General features: G+C 47.6%; 17 protein-coding genes. 3 read left to right on the plus strand and 14 right to left on the minus strand.

Annotated elements, in window-relative coordinates; all coding sequences use genetic code 11:
• Nucleotides 1-32: 32 nt before the first annotated feature.
• The 9 genes from hemF to AC060N_RS06760 all read right to left on the minus strand — a co-directional run bounded on the left by hemF (nucleotide 33) and on the right by AC060N_RS06760 (nucleotide 8885).
• A complete protein-coding gene (gene hemF / locus AC060N_RS06720; protein ID WP_479526409.1) occupies nucleotides 33-938 on the minus strand; it encodes an oxygen-dependent coproporphyrinogen oxidase in 906 nt (301 codons plus the stop codon).
• The gene (gene hemG / locus AC060N_RS06725; protein WP_479526410.1) at nucleotides 938-2308 is read right to left on the minus strand and encodes a protoporphyrinogen oxidase; all 1371 of its coding nucleotides are present in this window, start codon (nucleotides 2306-2308) and stop codon (nucleotides 938-940) included. Before hemG ends, hemF begins: the two co-directional genes overlap by 1 nt.
• A 3-nt stretch (nucleotides 2309-2311) precedes the next feature.
• Complete coding sequence (gene hemN / locus AC060N_RS06730) at nucleotides 2312-3688, minus strand: oxygen-independent coproporphyrinogen III oxidase (protein WP_479526411.1); 1377 nt, start codon at nucleotides 3686-3688, stop codon at nucleotides 2312-2314.
• An 11-nt stretch (nucleotides 3689-3699) separates the two neighbouring features.
• A complete protein-coding gene (gene hemE / locus AC060N_RS06735) occupies nucleotides 3700-4746 on the minus strand; it encodes a uroporphyrinogen decarboxylase (protein ID WP_479526412.1) in 1047 nt (348 codons plus the stop codon).
• Between the two features lie 7 nt (nucleotides 4747-4753).
• Nucleotides 4754-6055: a glutamate-1-semialdehyde 2,1-aminomutase gene (gene hemL / locus AC060N_RS06740; RefSeq protein ID WP_479526413.1), complete on the minus strand. Its 1302-nt coding sequence runs from the start codon at nucleotides 6053-6055 to the stop codon at nucleotides 4754-4756.
• 347 nt (nucleotides 6056-6402) lie between these two features.
• Nucleotides 6403-7038 (minus strand): transposase, encoded by a 636-nt coding sequence (locus AC060N_RS06745; protein WP_479526414.1) that lies wholly within the window; start codon nucleotides 7036-7038, stop codon nucleotides 6403-6405.
• A 73-nt stretch (nucleotides 7039-7111) separates the two neighbouring features.
• The gene (locus tag AC060N_RS06750) at nucleotides 7112-7885 is read right to left on the minus strand and encodes a hypothetical protein (protein WP_479526415.1); all 774 of its coding nucleotides are present in this window, start codon (nucleotides 7883-7885) and stop codon (nucleotides 7112-7114) included.
• Between the two features lie 233 nt (nucleotides 7886-8118).
• A complete protein-coding gene (locus tag AC060N_RS06755; RefSeq protein WP_479526416.1) occupies nucleotides 8119-8514 on the minus strand; it encodes a hypothetical protein in 396 nt (131 codons plus the stop codon).
• 17 nt (nucleotides 8515-8531) lie between these two features.
• Entirely contained in the window at nucleotides 8532-8885 is a 354-nt protein-coding gene (locus tag AC060N_RS06760) for a hypothetical protein (RefSeq protein ID WP_479526417.1), read from the minus strand.
• 727 nt (nucleotides 8886-9612) lie between these two features.
• Between AC060N_RS06760 and AC060N_RS06765 the strand changes: the two genes are divergently transcribed.
• The 3 genes from AC060N_RS06765 (at nucleotide 9613) to AC060N_RS06775 (ending at nucleotide 12331) form a co-directional block, all read left to right on the plus strand.
• Nucleotides 9613-10329 (plus strand): DUF6261 family protein, encoded by a 717-nt coding sequence (locus AC060N_RS06765; protein WP_479526418.1) that lies wholly within the window; start codon nucleotides 9613-9615, stop codon nucleotides 10327-10329.
• A 420-nt stretch (nucleotides 10330-10749) separates the two neighbouring features.
• Complete coding sequence (locus tag AC060N_RS06770; protein WP_479526419.1) at nucleotides 10750-11535, plus strand: DUF1670 domain-containing protein; 786 nt, start codon at nucleotides 10750-10752, stop codon at nucleotides 11533-11535.
• Nucleotides 11536-11566: 31 nt separating this feature from the next.
• The gene (locus AC060N_RS06775; protein WP_479526420.1) at nucleotides 11567-12331 is read left to right on the plus strand and encodes a DUF1670 domain-containing protein; all 765 of its coding nucleotides are present in this window, start codon (nucleotides 11567-11569) and stop codon (nucleotides 12329-12331) included.
• Nucleotides 12332-12416: 85 nt separating this feature from the next.
• On the opposite strand, the gene AC060N_RS06780 is transcribed toward AC060N_RS06775, so the two are convergent.
• The 5 genes from AC060N_RS06780 to hemA all read right to left on the minus strand — a co-directional run bounded on the left by AC060N_RS06780 (nucleotide 12417) and on the right by hemA (nucleotide 17475).
• Entirely contained in the window at nucleotides 12417-12815 is a 399-nt protein-coding gene (locus AC060N_RS06780) for an endonuclease domain-containing protein (protein WP_479526421.1), read from the minus strand.
• Nucleotides 12816-13453: 638 nt separating this feature from the next.
• Nucleotides 13454-14422 carry a porphobilinogen synthase gene (hemB, locus tag AC060N_RS06785; protein ID WP_479526422.1) on the minus strand — a complete coding sequence of 323 codons (969 nt, stop codon included), beginning with the start codon at nucleotides 14420-14422 and terminating at the stop codon, nucleotides 13454-13456.
• Nucleotides 14423-14440: 18 nt separating this feature from the next.
• Nucleotides 14441-15223: a uroporphyrinogen-III synthase gene (locus tag AC060N_RS06790; protein ID WP_479526423.1), complete on the minus strand. Its 783-nt coding sequence runs from the start codon at nucleotides 15221-15223 to the stop codon at nucleotides 14441-14443.
• Between the two features lie 15 nt (nucleotides 15224-15238).
• A complete protein-coding gene (gene hemC / locus AC060N_RS06795; protein ID WP_479526424.1) occupies nucleotides 15239-16171 on the minus strand; it encodes a hydroxymethylbilane synthase in 933 nt (310 codons plus the stop codon).
• A 47-nt stretch (nucleotides 16172-16218) separates the two neighbouring features.
• Entirely contained in the window at nucleotides 16219-17475 is a 1257-nt protein-coding gene (gene hemA / locus AC060N_RS06800) for a glutamyl-tRNA reductase (protein WP_479526425.1), read from the minus strand.
• Between the last annotated feature and the right edge of the window lie 45 nt (nucleotides 17476-17520).

Below are 17520 nucleotides of genomic sequence, written 5' to 3' on the forward strand. Positions count from 1 at the left end.
TTTAGGTGGTTAATTTTTGTTTAGGAAACAAGTTAATCTGTTAAACAGTTCACCCAGTCAATATCTTTTTTCAGTAATGAAAGGGTTTCTGCTTCGCGTGAACCGGATTCCGGTGTGTAGTTGTATTCCCAAATAGCTTCCGGAGGCATGCTCACCAGGATGCTTTCGGTATTTCCTCCTGAGGCCAGCCCGAACTTGGTTCCCCGGTCATACACCAGGTTGAACTCCACGTACCGGCCGCGCCGTAACCGTTGCCATTGTTCTTCCCGTTCAGTGAAGGGCATATCAGCGTATTGAGCCAGTTGTTCGGCATACATTTCCGGGTACGCACTGGCCAAATCGATGGTGAATTGCAGCAGTTTCTCGAAGGGTACCTCTTCTGTCGGTTTTAACCGGTCGAAGAAAATACCGCCCACGCCGCGGGTTTCATCGCGGTGAGGAATGAAAAAGTAGTCGTCAGCCCATTTTTTATAATCGGGATAGAACGAAGGCGAATATCGGTCGCAGATATCCTTCAGTTTCCGGTGAAATTGCTGTGCTCCGGCTTTGTCGATGTAATGCGGCGTGAGGTCGATGCCGCCGCCAAACCATTGCACCCCGTTATCCAGACTGAAATGGCGAACGTTCATGTGAATAATAGGAGCGTTCGGGTTCACCGGATGGAGAATGGAGGAGATGCCGGTGGCGGCATATGCCGAAGCTTTTTCGCCAAGCAGTTTTTCCATTTGAGCACTGTAGGTGCCTTCCACATGCGAGAAGTTGATGGCTCCTTTGGCAATCTTATCTCCGCCGGCAATTACCCGTGTCATGCCACCGCCAATGTTTTTCTTCCAGGCATCGCGACTGAACTTGGCCTTGCCGTCTGCCTGTTCGAGGCGGGCGCACATTTTCTCCTGCAGTTTGCCGTAAAGCTCTGCTATCCGGGCTGTCTCTTTCATCAATCTTCTTTTTCGGTTATCATTCGTGCTTGTTTGATGCGGTCGGCCATCCCAATACCGTTCCGGATGTTTCCGGCCAGAATCAATCCGGGGTATTTCCCTTCCAGGCGGTCGATCATTTCAAAACGTTCCTTCGAGCTGGCACCATACTGCGGAATGGCATGCCGGTAGCGGTAAATATGCTGAAGGTCCGGTTTCAGTTCCGTCAGTTTCATCATCGGGACCAGTTCCTTTTCCAGCACCTGCTGAATCTGTTCGTCGCTGTAGTCAATCATCTCCGGCTGACGGATACCTCCCATGAAGACCGATAAGACAGCGCCACCTTCCGGTGCACGGTCTTGAAAGAACGACGAGGTAAATAACACCCCCAGCATACTCTTGTTTTCCTTCGCGGGAATGAGGCCGCCAAAGGCATTGAGTGGCATTCCTTTCCAATCTTTGAATCCCAGAATGACCTGCGTAACAGTCGCGTATTCTAGTTCCCGGAAAGGAGCCAGCTCCTCATCTGCGAGGAACGGATAAAGACCGGCAAATGCATGTCCGCCAACGGTTGAAATAACCTTAGGTGCCCGAATGGTCTGCGTTTCTCCATCAGCGGTGGTTGTGACGGTGAACCCGTCCCGGTCAGGCTGAATCTTTGTGTTTTCTGCGCCCAGCGTGATGCTTTCCAATCCGACCGACTTTTCCAGCGCTTTAATTAATGATACAAGACCTCCCTGGGCCGAGAAAACCTCTCGCGTCGCTTTCGAATCACGAGGTTCTTTGGGCTCTTTCCGCTTTTTCATGGCGCCGACCACAAAGCTGCCGTAATTGTGCTCCAGGTTGAATAGCTTCGGCAAGGCAAATTCAGTGACGAGGTATTCCGGGTCACCGGCATATACACCCGAGATAAACGGGTTGACCGCATAATCGAGGAAGCTTTTCCCTAGCCGGCGACGAACCAGATCAGCTACCGATTCATTAGGTTTGGTGCCTTTCTTCCGAAACGGTTCCCCGAGAATCCGGAACTTATCGTACCAGGTAAAGAGGGGCGTGCCAATAGCCGAAATAGGGCCGGAGGGTAATGCATGCCAGTCTTTTCCTTTCCAGATGAGGCGCCGTTTGGCAGCCGGATCAGCCGTTTCGAGTGTCACATCTTTCTGCAGTTCTTCGAAGAGTTCGGCTACATCCGGATTGCCCAGCACTCCGGTATTTGGCCCGGTTTCGAAGGTGAAACCATCTTCATGGACGGTTTGAATCACACCTCCGGTGTGGGTATTCTTTTCGATGACACGAACATTCTTGCCCTGTTTCTTCAGATAATGTGCGGCGGTCAGACCGGTAAGGCCTGCGCCGATAATAATGACATCGGTATTTTGTGCGTTACTCATGCGTTAGACTGGTTTGGAAAATTTGGACTCGTTGTCGCCGCCCATCAACGGGTCGAATGTGGCGGCCACGTTGCGGATAAAAAGGTTTCCGTCTTCGGTGACGTGTATCTTTTCGTTATCGAATTGAATCAGACCATCGGTTTGCAGTTCGGTGAGCTTTGTTTCTTCATAGGCCACAGCCGACCGGACCGCATCTTCCGAGACGCGGCAGCGCTCAGCCATGTCATCCCATCGAACGTGCCGGTTGCACATCACTTCGGTCACCACTTCTCGGACGATGCGCTCATTGTCGTTCAGGCGGTAACCTTTGGCAATGGGCAGATGGCCGTCTTCTACCTGCTGCATGTAATCGTTAATAGACTTGCTGTTTTGTGCATACACCTGCTCCAGCTGACTGATTCCCGATACTCCGAAAGCGTACACTTGTCCGGTGGTGCGGCGGGTGCAGTAGCCCTGGAAATTCCGGTGCAACCGGCGCTCTTTATGGGCGATGGTCAGCTCGTCGTTGGCTAGCGCGAAATGGTCAAGACCGATGGCATGGTAGCCGCTGTCGATCAGCAATTCGCTGGCACGGTCGAACATGGCAATCTTATCTTCGTTGCCTGGAAGGCCAATCACTTCGAGACGTTTCTGGCTCTTCTTCACCCAGGGAACGTGCGCGTACGAGAAAGTCACCAACCGGTCGGGCTTCATCGTGATGGCCTTTTCGATGGCCGCAATAAAGCTGTCGACGGTTTGGTTGGGTAAGCCGTAAATGAAATCGAGGTTCACATCCACCGGTTCGTCGCCCTCTTTCAGCAGTTGAATCAGTTCGTCCACCGGAAGCTGGGAGGGATCCCGGTTAACGGCTTTCAAAACCTCAATATCGAAATCCTGGATACCGATGCTGAAGCGCCTGAATCCGGCTCCTTTTAACCGTTTCACCGATTCTTCGTCGAGATGGGCCGGGTTGCATTCGATGGCAATCTCCGGTTGTTCGATGAACGAAAAATTATCGAACAACAGCTGGTTCAATTCTTCCAGGTAATGAACCGGAATGGCGTTGGGCGTCCCGCCGCCGAAGTGAATCTGGGAAACTTTTCGTCCGGGGCCGATGTATTCTTTCACCATTTCCACCTCCTTCTTCACTGCCTCCATGTACCGCTTCACGGTTTCGTCGTTTTTCATGGGGAAGGAGTTGCAACCGCAGAAAAAACACATTTTCCGGCAAAACGGAATGTGGAAATAGAACGAGATATTTTGTGGTTCCCAACCATTCGACTCAGCCAGTGCTTTCCGATAATTGGTTTCGGTAAAGCTTTCGGTAAAGAAATTGGCCGGCGGATAACTGGTGTAACGGGGTACCGGACGATTGTATTTCTCTAATAATTCGTTATTCATTCTTGATGCATTTATGACTGTTTCCAGTCGGCATTCTTTGCCCAGTCGGCCAGAAAGCGGGCGTTTTCAAACGGAATACCGGGCATAAAGCCGTGTCCCAGGTTGAAAATCCAGTTTTGATTTTCCGCGCCAAAGCGGAGGTATTTTTTCAGTTCTTTTTCGATCTCTTCCTGTGGTGCAAACAACAACCGCGGGTCGATATTCCCCTGCAGCCCGATGTCGGAATGAACCAGTTTCCGGGCTGTGGTCAGTGGTGTTTGCCAGTCAACGCTGAGAAAGTCTGCCTCTTCGGGTGAAATACCGGCCAACCCGGTACCTATTCCTTTCGGGAAGAAGATGAACGGCAGACCGGCCTCGCGGACTACCTGCGCAATTTTCCGCACGGGCGGCAAAAAGAGTTCTTCATAAACATCGAACGGCAACAGGCCGGCGTGAGTATCGAACAGCTGGAAGACATCGATGCCGTGGGCGATTTGTCCCTTGATGTACTCGATGGACATATCGGTGAGGGCATCAATCAGCTGCTTCGTTGTTTCCTTATTTTCGTAGATAAACCGAATCGCATCGGGGAAATCACCTTTGCGTCCCAGTCCCTGTAGCATGAACAACAGCACGGTGAGCGGTGCCCCGCAAAATCCGATAAGCGGGATGTTCGACGGCTTGGTGCGGTTGATTTCGTCAATCACGGCGTAGATGTAATCCAACTTGGCCGGATCGGGAAAGAGGCCTGCTACCGGGTTTTCCCGGAAGGCGAGGGGCTCTTCAAACACAGGACCCGCATCGGTGAAATCGAGGCCCATGCCCATGGCATACGGAACCACCAGGATATCGGAAAACAGGATGGCTGCATCGACGCCTAAATCATCGACCGGAAGGAGGGTCACCTGGGCCGCCACCTCCGGATTTTGCATCATCTGCCAGAACGTGTATTGCTTTTTAATCTCCAGGTAGGAGGGCAACACACGGCCGGCCTGGCGCATGAACCACACCGGGGGCCGCTCTGTCGGTTCGCCTTTCAGGGTACGTAATAAAATGGATTCCGTCGGGTTTGTCTGCATCGGGGAATTAACCTTTCTGTTTGATTTTTTGCAATGCGTTGTAACTGGCCTCGATGGTGCGCTGAATATCTTCGTCGCTGTGAGCGGCCGAAACAAAGCCGGCCTCGAATTGCGACGGTGCCAGGTAGATGCCGCTTTCCAGCGAATGTTTGAAATAATCGGAGAAAACCTTGGTATCGCATTTCATCACATCGGCAAAGGAAGTCACCTTCTCTTCTTTCGTGAAGAAGAGGGTAAACATGGACCCGACGCGGTTTACCACGGCCGGGAAATCCAGTTCGCGGAGGTTGTTCTTCAGGCCTTCTTCCAGCATGCCGGCTTTCCGTTCCAGGTCGTCGTAAATCATCGAGTCGTTGTCCAACAAGCGGAGTTGCGTCAGTCCGGCTATCATGGCCAGCGGATTTCCCGAAAGGGTTCCGGCCTGGTAAACGGGGCCTTGCGGCGCCAGATGATCCATGATGACTTTTTTACCGCCGTAAGCTCCGACCGGCAATCCGCCACCGATGATTTTTCCTAAGGTCGTCAGATCGGGTTCGATGCCCAGCAGGCTTTGTGCGCCGCCTTTGGCTACCCGGAAACCGGTCATTACCTCATCGAAAATGAGCAGTGCTCCGTGTTGGGTACACAGGTCGCGGACGCCCTGCATGAATTCTTTCGTCGGAACTACGACCCCCATATTGCCGGTAACGGGCTCAATGATGAGCGCGGCAATGTTGTCGCCGTGTTTTTCAAAATGGGCGGCGACCGAATCCAAATCGTTGAATTGGGCCGTGAGCGTATCGTGCGCTGTTCCGGTGGTGACGCCCGGTGTGTTGGGCGTTCCGAAAGTCAAAGCTCCGGAGCCGGCAGCAATCAGGAAGCTGTCGTTGTGACCGTGGTAGCAACCTTCGAATTTGATGACCAAATCGCGGCCGGTGTAGCCACGGGCCAGGCGCAGGGCACTCATGGTGGCCTCGGTGCCCGAGTTCACCATCCGCACGCTCTCGATGGACGGCATCATCTTCCGTACTTGCTTTGCCATTTCGGTTTCCAGCAGGGTGGGAGCGCCAAAACTGGTGCCCTTCTGCATGGTTTCGGCCAGTGCTTTTAACACGTCGGGATGGGCGTGACCGAGAATCATGGGTCCCCACGAACCTACATAATCGATGTATTCGTTGCCGTCGATGTCACGGACTTTGGAGCCTTGGGCACTTTCGATGAAGACCGGATCACTCTCCACGCTCTTGAACGAACGCACCGGTGAGTTTACTCCGCCGGGGATGTACTCCAGCGCTTCCTGAAAGGCCTGTATGCTTTTGGTAAATTCCATGTATCTGTTATTTTTTATTTCCGCTCGTTTAATCCACAAAAATAACAAATATGCCGGCTCGGGGTTGTAATATTTTTGTTGTTTCAGTCGGGGCGAATGGAATTCGCCCGAATCCTGAGAAGGATTCTCTATTGAGAAGATTAGCGCCGTCGTGGCGAATGAAGATTCGGCGTAGCCTAAGAAAGATTATCTCCGTTGGGGCGGTTGGGGCGAATAGCCATTCGCCCAATCCGCTCTTTGGGGAAGCTGGATTATCCTCTCGGGCGAATTCGATTCGCTCAATTCCTCTTTCTCTGGGCGGGATTCTCTTTTCGGGCGAATGCGATTCGCCCGTACGGGCCGATCGATTATTTCAGCTTATCCTTTTCCCAGTTGCTGGGATTATTGATGATATAGTTGGAGATATTCCGGAAGGCCTTTTCGTTTCGGATGATTTTCTCGTAATAATTCCGATGCCAGATAGAGCCAGTTGGGGCGAATAGCCATTCGCCCGTATCCAGTCCGTCCGTAGCCCGATTGAATGGCAATTCGCCCGTCCTATTGCCCCTAGCCCGATCTAATAGCGATTCGCCCGCGCCGCCGCGTTCTTTAATTTCCCGGAGGAGCTGATGAATCCGCTTGGTGGTGGCGCCTTTATAGCCCCGGATGATGGCGCCGATGGTGTGGGATGGGGAATGGAATTTTCCGATTTCGTCCTTTCCGGGTTTTCTGGTTTGATAATCGATGCTGATGATGCCGTGCATGTGGTTGGGCATAATGATGAATGCGCCCAGCGAGGTATTATTCCTGATTTCGGGTGTTTTGGCCCATTCTTCTTTGGCTATTTCTCCCAATGGATTCAGAAAAAGCTCTCCGTTGATAATCCGGCCAAATATATTTTTCCGCTGAGCCGTGCAAAGCGTAATAAAATATAGTCCTTTCCCTGCGTAATCGTAGTTCTTTAAACGGATGCTTCTTCGGTGATGTATCTTGGGATCATACATCTCAATGGTTCGTTTTTGTTTATTTCATAGGTTAAAAAAAGATGAGCCTACGTAATATTTTTAAAGGGATTATTTAAAAGAAATTTATTCCTTTTTCAGTTCTTTCCATGAAAGTTTCAGGCGAGATCGAGAATTTACCTTCCTGATAAGCTTTCAAAACATTTTCATATAAATGTTCTTGATTTTTACGACTTATCTCGAGTAGTGTTCTTGTATCTTTAATCAATTCATATTGTGGTTTTGATTGGATCAACTCATATGAACTTTCGAATGTTTTGAAAGTGTTTTCATAATTATCATGTTCTCCGTTTTCTTTGTATCCCATTGCTGAATATGCAAAGTCAGAGGAGGATAAAATATCTGTACATAAGTCTGAACCTGAATAATAATATTCGTGAATAAACTTTAGTACTACATCGTCACTTTTTGCTTTTTCAATCAAAAGTCCTCTGGTGTGTAGTGAATTATATGCTTTTATGCCTAGGTTATTAACCATGACACTTAATAAGAAGTATGCGTTTGCAACTAATTTATATTTAATGTCATTATATTCTTTTTTATAATTGAATTTATCGAGTAAGTGGAAAATTGACTGTGCGATTGAATCTGCATAAAAGGTCTTTGCCCATTGATTGTTAACTGAAACACCAAAAGAAGCAGATTTCCTAAGATAGACAAATGATTGAAGTTTATTTCCGTAACTGTAAAATCTGGAACCTAAAAGGTATCCGACGTGCGGATGTTCTACATCTCCATATTTATTTTTTAAATTAAATAATTGGTCCAAGTTATAAACTTGAAGAATCAATTCGTCAAGTTCTAAGGCTTTATCCTCATTCGTTTGCATAATCATGTATTTAGTGGAATTTTAATGCCTCCTAATTAGTGTGAAACTAAAGTCATGACCCACTTAAAACGGCTGAATAACAACATTTATTATATTATTTAAGGAGGTAATCATTTACGTTTGTGATTTCATTGTCTCGTTTCCTGTCTCCCGTTTGGCTTTTTTCTCACACGAATCTTTAATTATCATCAGCCGCTTAAGCGACACAATTTAAAGATTGTTGCTATTCGCTTTTATTTTTGGTTGTTTAATTTCCTGATTCTCTCGGGAAACTTGTAATCTATAGCCTCAAATGGTTTTTTATTGTCCTTTTCAGCGGTTTGCCAAGTAAGAGCATTCATGTTTTTTAATTGATTTGGAGTGTCCGACCTTTTAATTAGTTGCCAAAAATCTTCATCAGATAAATCTTTGGCCATGGCATCTATTTTTTCATGCGCAAAAGAATCTTTATTATAGCTTCCTGGAGTCGGTTTAGGTAAGGCTTCAAATGCTTCGATATCAATTTTGAAATTAGGAATGTTTTCGATTGCCCATTCCAAATAACTCGGTTGATATTTATATACAAGACTTAATTCAACTCCTTCGTTTTTACCAAAATCTGGTTTATCGGTGGGTGTCAATATTTTCATTTTCAATAAGATTTAAACTATGTTTCGCGCGGTTTTAATAGTCTGTATATGAAGAACAGCATCCATGCTCCAACTACATAAACGAAAAACTCTGTGTAATCATAAAAATCTGTATTAAAATTACCCCAGGCTGTCCCCTCACTATAACTATAATGATGCAATCCATCGGAAGTATCATAAAGTTGGACATATATTTGTTTAGTAAAAGGGAAAAAATAATATGTCGGAGCACGTTTTATAGTATGTTCATAAAACTGGAAGGTTCCGGCAACATTATTTTTAATGATATCAATGTTTTTGATTAGTAAAAAAGCATGAATAAATGACCACACTATTAAAACTACAACTATGATTTTGTCAGCTTTACTCATTTCTGTCAATTCAGATTTTTGATTTCCTTGTAAGGTTTTCCACTAGTCTTTCATCGGTTTTTCGCCATTGAAAGTAACGTTTTTTATCATAAAACGAAAGAGCGACCAGGGTGAAATGTTGGTGGCTTTGGCGGCTATGGTTCCGGCGTAACTTTTCCAAAGTTTCGAACTTTGGAAAAGATTTCAGCTTCCCTGCGGTTTGGACGAGTCGTGGGCAAATGATCACGGCTTCGCTGAGAGTTGGACGGCCCGTGGGCAAACGATCATGGCTTCGCTGAGAGTTAGACGGCTCATGGGCAAACGATCACGGCCTCGCTGGGAGTTGGACGGCCCGTGGGCAAACGATCACGTCTTCGCTGGGAGTTGGACGGCCCGTGGGCAAAGGATCATGGCTTCGCTGGGAGTTTGACGGCTCATGGGCAAACGATCACGGCTTCGCTGGGAGTTGGACGGCTCGTGGGCAAATGATCATGTCTTCGCTGAGAATTGGACAGCTCATGGGCAAACGATCATGCCCTGTTCTCTGTGGTAGCGTCTAAAAGCGATGGGCCGATAGCGAAGAATACCGTGAGATTGACTACGAAAAAACAATAGAATGGATAATAGCTATGATTTTTCGGATATTTACCATAAATTAGTTTATCTGTTAAGTAATAAGTCAATTACAGGTTATTTATACCAGACGGATCGACAAACCAATAATTAATTTAACTTTTAATTCAAATTTATGATTCCAAAAATCAACTACAAAAGCAGGAATGCCGAAGTAGACGGTACTGCTAAACGCATGCTCAATGCCTGGACTAGCGCAGGTATAGCTGATGATGCCCACCTGACCACGATTTTTGACCTAGTGGATGCGGGTGAAAAGAAACTTCTTACAGCGATTAATCGCTCGAAAGCTGAGTCTCAACTGGAAGAAAAAGACGAAGTTCGCGATAATCAATTCCGCTTGCTGTATAATTTGGTCCAAGGAGCGCTCGGTCATCCCGACCCATTGGTCCGGACAGCCGCTGAAAAGCTGTTTGCGATATTCGACAGGTATAGCCTGGCAATCGTCAACGAAAATTATGTAACAGAGTCGGCGCTGATCGGTTCCTTATTGGAAGAACTGTCCGATGCCAGCCTGGAAACGTCTATTGCTGCGGTTTCGGGATGTGCCGAACTGATTGCTTCGCTGAAAGCTGCCCAGGACGATTTCGAGAATGTCCGTACGGCTTATGAATCCGAAAAGGACATGGATAGTAAAACGGATAATGCTACCACACTGAAAAAACAGCTCGTCCTGACCATCAACAAAAAGGTGGTGCCGTATCTCCGGGTTGTTTCGGGGAATGACGAAGCCAAATATGGTGGTTTAGCCGGCACATTGACGCAAATTATTGCCGATAATAATGCGGTAGTGAAAAAGCGTATTGCCGATGCCGAACCGGTTGCTGACTGATGCATTGGTAACTGGTTACTAAACACGAATAGATACGTTCGATTCGAAATATTACTCAACAGAATGAATCCGCCTGACTGTAAATGGTTGGGCGGTTTTTTTTGTGATTTGTTTTTTTATTTATCGTGGAAAATCCTCCTCCGGCCTTCGGCCACCTCCTCCAGCGGAGGATAGGTTGCGAATTGCAGCACTTTTGAACGGCTGTATTGGTATCTTTTGGCAAGAATACCGGAGCACTACTCTGAGCTAAGCCAATTAATCCTGCAGTTGGTTGGCGAACTGTCCCCCTATGTTTGTGCCATATGGCAGTAAGTGGATTAAGTTTATCTTTATTTCAGACCGTGTGGTGAAGGGAGGGCGGAGCCCGACCGGAACCACACGGTCTGGAGGCAAACGTTTTCTAACCAATATTTTTATTCGATGATTAATAACTCTTCTCTTGCCAGATGGGACAGGCTCAACAGTAAACAGCTGGACAATCAGTTTCAAAATAAGATCATCCAGGGACTAAACTGTTCACCGTTTGAAGCCCGGGCCATCCTGGATTCGGTTCATGAAGTGTATGGTGATTTTTTCAATATGTCACCATCGCTTTCCCCGGGACAGATTCAGTTCGTGGTAACAGGTGTGGAAAATGGCCCATCCCGGAGTTTAAAGAATGCCGAGATGGTCACAGTAACCCTGACACTTGATGCCGGGAGTGAGGATCTGGAGGTTAAAAAGGCGGGAGGAGTTGTTGGCTTACGGTTGCACCGCTTGCAGCGTATTTGCCAGGAAGCCCTCTTACAGGGAGGAGTTCTGACCATCGAGGATATTGCCAACCGTATTTTTAACTGCGGGGAGCGAACCCTGGTCAGGGACATCAAATCGCTGCGAGAGCAAGGCATCATCCTGCCGTTGCGGTCAACAATTAAAGATATAGGCAGAACGTTAAGTCACCGGGTAATCATTGTAAATAAGTGGCTCCAGGGAATGGAATATACCCAGATTGCCAAGAGTACTAACCACAGTCCGATGGCTGTATCCAATTATGTAAGACGTTTTAAACAAGTGGTGACACTAGCCCGGGAAAACTACGATGTTCATTCCATCGCTTTTATGGTGCATATTTCCCGGCCGCTGGCAGAAGAATACATCAACCTTTGGAACCACGCCGACATAATTCAATCCCGCAGGGAAGAACTGGCGGGAACATTAAAAAAATAAACAGGTTGTAAAACAATTAAATCCGTTTGCTATGTTACGAAAACCGGATTCATGGCACCGATACCACTCGGCCCGTCAGCGCTTTATAAAACCAATTATAGAAGATTTTTTTCACAGGGACTTCCCCAATACCTTCGGCCCTAATATCCGAAGTGTCATTGCCGACAAACTCTTAGCTGTTTTTGAGTCAAACAATCGGGATATCAAGACCATTAAACCGGGGCAAGTACTGTGGAACGCTGTCCATAAAGATACAAGAGCTGACAGCAGCAACAGAAAACTGGTTCCTGTAGTACTGACCATTGTTGATGATGGAGACATTCAACAGCTCGAAAAAAAACAGGATATCAGAGAAAACAGACAAAGAGTCATTGCCCGCATCACTCGAGAAGCTTACCTGCAGGAAGGTTTACTTTCCACCAGGGACATCAGCCTGCTATTGGCCGCTGACCCCTCACTTATATCACAGGAAAGAAAAACGTATGAACAGAAACACTCATGTAGTTTACCGCATACCGGAACTTTGCATGATATGGGCTCCTGTATTACGCACAAATACCAGATTGTATACAAATACGTGGCAGAGAAAAAAGACCCTTGTATTATTGCCAAAGAAACAAATCACTCGCTCTGCGCTGTAGACCATTATCTGAAAGATTACAACAGGGTAAAATTACTCTACATGGATGGTAAACCACCTGGATACATTAAAGCTGCGACTGCTATGCCGATAAATGTTATCAATCAATACATCGATATCATAAACCAACATGTCAAAAATAGAGACGCATCTTAATCTTATATCATGCTAAAGAACAAGCTAAAATATTTGTTTGGCCAGATGGCTTTATCTTTGGAGGGGGAATCAAAGGGGGAGGATTTTAGGTACCTGTATTTCCTTTATTTTGAGTAATCCAGTTATCAATTTCTGTCAAAACCAGGTCCATTCGGTTTAATACCATCTCATCAGTAAAACGTAAAACAGTGAACCCGGCTTGATTTAAGTCGAGATCTCTTCGCTTGTCGCGCATCAATTGTTCGTCATCCTGGTGTGTTATACCATCTACTTCGATAATGAGTTTTAATTCTTTGCACATGAAATCGGCGATGTAATTGAGGATAGGTCTTTGTCTCCGAAATTGATATCCTTTCATTTTCCCGGCTTTTAAGCCATATTTCCAGAGGGCTGCTTCGGCTTTGGTGCCTTTTTTTCGCATGTGCCGTGCAAAGTTTTTCAGTTTTCTATTGTAACCAAGATTGGGCGATAGATTAGTATTCATCAAAGGTTCTGTTAGTTTGGGATAAGTAAGTTAGTTTTTTTCGGTGGAAAACCGACCTTTGCCGATATCGGAAATTGCATAAATCCTCCTCCGGCCTTCGGCCACCTCCTCCAGCGGAGGACATGTTGCGAATCATAGCACTTTTGAACAACAGTATCGGTGTTTTTCTGCAAGAATACCGGAGCACTATTTTGAACTATTTAATCCTGCAGTGGGTTGGCGAACTGTCCCCCTTTGCCGGGGAAATAAAAGGGGGAGGATTGATTACCAGTCAGCTTTCAACCGGGCATGAAAAATTTAAACTATGAAAAATCCTCCTCTGGCCTGTCAGCCACCTCCTCCAGCGGAGGACAGGTTGCGAATTGCAGCGCTTTTAAACAACAGTATTGGTATTTTTCGGTAAGAACACCGGAGCAATATTCTGAGCTAAACCATTTAATCCTGCAGTGGGTTGGCGAACTGTCCCCCTTTGGAGGGGGAATAAAAGGGGGAGGATTTAAGCGAGAACAATTTGGCTGAAGCCTGGGGTAATTGGTCGGGAAGAGTATCTTTTCCAAAGTTCTAAACTTTGGAAAAGGTGAAAAAAACTCCCGGGCTTTTACAACCCGGGAGCCAGACTATCTAATCTTTGACTTGTCTTACAAATCTTTTACAATATCCTGCGAGTGGTAGGTGATGATGATGTCGGAACCGGCGCGTTTAATCGAAGTCAGAATTTCGCGTACGATACGTTTTTCATCAATCCAGCCATTGGCGGCTGCTGCTTTTACCATCGAGAATTCGCCACTCACGTTGTAGGCAGCGATGGGCATGTTGAAATTGGTTTTCACGCGCTGAATGACGTCGAGGTAACTCAACGCCGGTTTCACCATCACGATGTCGGCGCCTTCTTCGATATCCAGCGCTACTTCGCGCAGGGCTTCGTTGGCATTGGCCGGGTCCATCTGGTAGGTCTGGCGGTCGCCAAACTGCGGCGCACTTTCGGCGGCATCGCGGAACGGTCCGTAAAATGCCGACGCATACTTGGCCGAGTAAGCCATGATGGGCAGGTTATGGAAACCGTTTTCATCGAGCTCCTGGCGGATGGCGCCTACGCGGCCGTCCATCATATCGCTTGGTGCGACCATGTCCACGCCTTCGTTGGCCAGCGAAACACATTGTTTGGCCAGTGTAACCAGCGTAAGATCGTTGTCTACGTCGCCATCGACAACTGTTCCGCAGTGACCGTGCGTCGTGTATTCGCAGTTGCAAATATCAGCAATGATGTACAAGTCCGGAACGGCTTTTTTCAGGGCGCGGGTGGCTTGCTGTACAATACCGTTGTGCTCGCAGGCTACCAAACCGGTTTCGTCCTTGTGTTCGGGTATCCCGAAAAGGAGAACTGCCTGGATACCGATACCATACAGGCGCTTGCACTCTTCCACCAACTGATCGACGGATAGCTGGTAGTTCCCCGGCATCGATTGGATGGGGTTGCGGACATTGGTACCCGGACAAACGAAAAGCGGCATGATGAGGTCGTCGCGGGTTAAAACGGTTTCACGAACCAGGTTCCTCAGAACCGGTGTTTTGCGCAGACGGCGCAGACGAGTGGTAGGAAATGCCATAATAATTGATTTTTTATGTTATTCGTTAAATGCTATGTTGTAATGACCGGCAATGGCGGCCATTAATCCTTCTGAATTACTCATGGAAGCGACCACAACGGGTTCGATTCCGTGCTTTTTTGCCGCTTTGGCGGTGGTATACCCAATGCAGGCAAGCCGCAAAGCGGAAGATGCCACCGTATTTTTTGTCAGTTGCCTGAAGTTATCGATGCCCGACGGACTGGTGAAGATGATCAGTTCATAATCGTCTGCTTCAATACGTCGCAGAATATCGCCGTTCATTACTTCCGGCATCACGGTTTGGTACACTTCCATCCGCTCAACCTTTGCTTTGCCGGCAAGTTTCTCTTCGATGAGGTGACGGGCTAAGTTACCAACCGACAGCAACACTTTTTCGCCTTCCGAAACTTGCTCATACAACTCTTCCGAAAATTCATCGCCGGTTTGTCCGTGATTGACGAACCGGGCAGAGTGGCTGTATGGTGTCAACTTGCTCGCTGTTTTCTTTCCGACCGTGGCAATCTTCATTTTTCCCGGCAGGGAATAGTTGCCCTGAACGGTTTTTAGCTGTTCAAAAAAGCAGCGAATGCCGTTGGGACTGGTGAATACCAACCAATCGAATTCGTCCAGGTGCTCCAGCGTATTGTTCATCTTTCCGCTTAGCGGAACCGGTTGGATTTCGATCATCGGGAGTTCCAATAACGTGGCGCCTTCTGCGGCGAACCATCGCTTCAGGTCCTCCGACTTGCCTTTGGGCCGGGTGGAGATAAATACCTTATGTTGCAATTGGCTATGACTCATGTTTCCTTCTTTCTGCTATTCTACCGGACGAATATTCTGCAAAATGGTTTTTCCGCCTCTCTCCAGCAGCGTTGTAGCCAGTTGGACACCGAGTTGCTCACCGTCTCTTTCATCTCCCGTAAGGGAATCCTCCAGGTATTCCGCCCCGTCGACGGACGACACAAAACCCGTAATGGTCATTTGTCCGTTTTCGCGGCGGGTATAGCAACCAATGGGTACTTGACAACCGCCTTCGAGGGTGCGCAGAAAAGCGCGTTCGGCTGTTCCGGCCAACCATGTTTCTTCGTGGTTGATGCCGGCCATTAGTTCGTTGATATATGTATCGTCTTCCTTGGTTTCGATGGCTATGATACCCTGCGATGGTGGCGGCATCAGCTGGTCGGGCTCCAGAATTTCGGTGATGTAATCGTCGAGGCCGATGCGCTGCAAACCGGCAGCGGCCATAATCATCACGTCGCAATAACCTTCCTCCATCTTGCGAAGGCGGGTGTTAACGTTGCCGCGAATATCGTTGATTTGAAAATTGGGATTATGTCGCAGGAGCGAAGCCCGGCGACGCAGGCTCGATGTTGCCAGAATATCTTCGGTCGTGAGTTCATTCAGCTTTTTCCCTTCGCGGCTGACCAGTGCGTCGCGGTATTCGGCGCGTTCGAGCACTGCAGCCAGTTTCAATCCTTCCGGAAGGGTGGTAGGGAGGTCTTTCAAACTGTGAACAGCTAAATCAACATCGCCGGCGACCATGGCCATTTCAATTTCCTTGGTAAACAATCCCTTGTCACCAATTTTGGAAAGGGCGACGTCCAGTATTTTATCTCCTTTGGTATGAATGATTTTGATTTCGACGGGCAGGTCCGGATAAGTCGATTCGAGCGCTTCCTTTACGGCATTCGCCTGATACAACGCAAGCTGACTTCCGCGTGTTCCTATCCTGACAGTTTTATTTTTCATAAAATAAGAGCTTTCAGCAGATTGATTCCGGTCGGGCCGGAATGGGATTATTCGTTTACCTTGAATAGTTCGTTGATGATGCGCAGTGATTCGGCGTCGCGGCCGTTGTCTGTAATCTCTTTCAGATTCTTGATGAGAATGCGGGCATAACGCTGCGTGAGATGATTGGTGTATTCATCCACCTGACGTTGCACATCTTCCGAATCAATCTTCTTGTAACCACTCAGCTCTTCCTGGTTGACCCGCTGCAAATTGGCTTTGATAGCCTTGATGGCCGGACGCAGCGAACGGCTGGCGTACCAGTCACAGAACTCGGCAACCACCTCATCGATGATGGGACGGGCACTCTCAACTGCTACCAAACGCTTTTCGGTATTTTCGGCAATGTTCTGCTTCAGGTCATCGACGCCAAACAGTTGCACTCCGGGCAAAGTTCCCACGCTTTCTTCCACATTCCGGGGCACCGACAAATCGATGAAGATCTGTTGATGTCCATTTGGCTCTTTATGCACGTTAGTCACCATTTCTTTGTCGATGAGATATTCGGGCGATGAGGTAACTACCATGACGATATCGTGCGATGCCAAATGATTGGGATAGTGTTCAAAAGGAATGGTACTGCCGTTGTAGCGCTTTGCCAGGTGTTCGGCTTTTTCGAGGGTGCGGTTGCTGACCGAAAAATCGGTTACGCCTTTTTTTACAAGGCTTTGCAGTGCAATTCCGGCTGTGTCGCCGGCACCGATGAGCAGTACTTTCTTTTGCGAAAGGTCGTCGACCAGGTTGTTGCAAACTTCGACTGCTGCGGCACTCACCGAAGTTGCACCTACTTTGATGGCAGTCTCGGTACGTACGCGTTTGCCTGCTTCGAATGATTTCTGGAAAAGCCGCATCAACACGGCGTCGGTCATGTTGGCTTTGGTGCAGTGCAGGTAAGCGTCTTTCACCTGTCCAATAATCTGATCTTCACCAATCACCATGGAATCAAAACCAGCAATAACCTCGAACAGATGCCGGGCAACATCTTCGTCTTTTTTCCGGTAGAAATATTCGGCGTGTGAATTTTCCGGTTTTTTAAACTGGTTGACTTGCGCTAAGATGAGTTCAAAAGCTTTTTTTGACGGGTATTTACTCTGTGAAAAATAAATTTCCGTCCGGTTACAGGTCGACAGAACCACCATGTCGGTGATGTCAGTCGCTTGCTGCACCTCTTCGTAAAAAGGCTGAATTTCCTCTGTCAGGAATGTATATTGTCCCCTGATGTCCAGGGATGCCGTCTTATGGCTGATACCTAAAAGGCCAATCATTTGTTGCTGCTTTGTGGACAACTGCCATACAAAAATACAGATTAT

The sequence above is a fragment of the Prolixibacter sp. DSM 2831 genome, assembly GCF_056493735.1.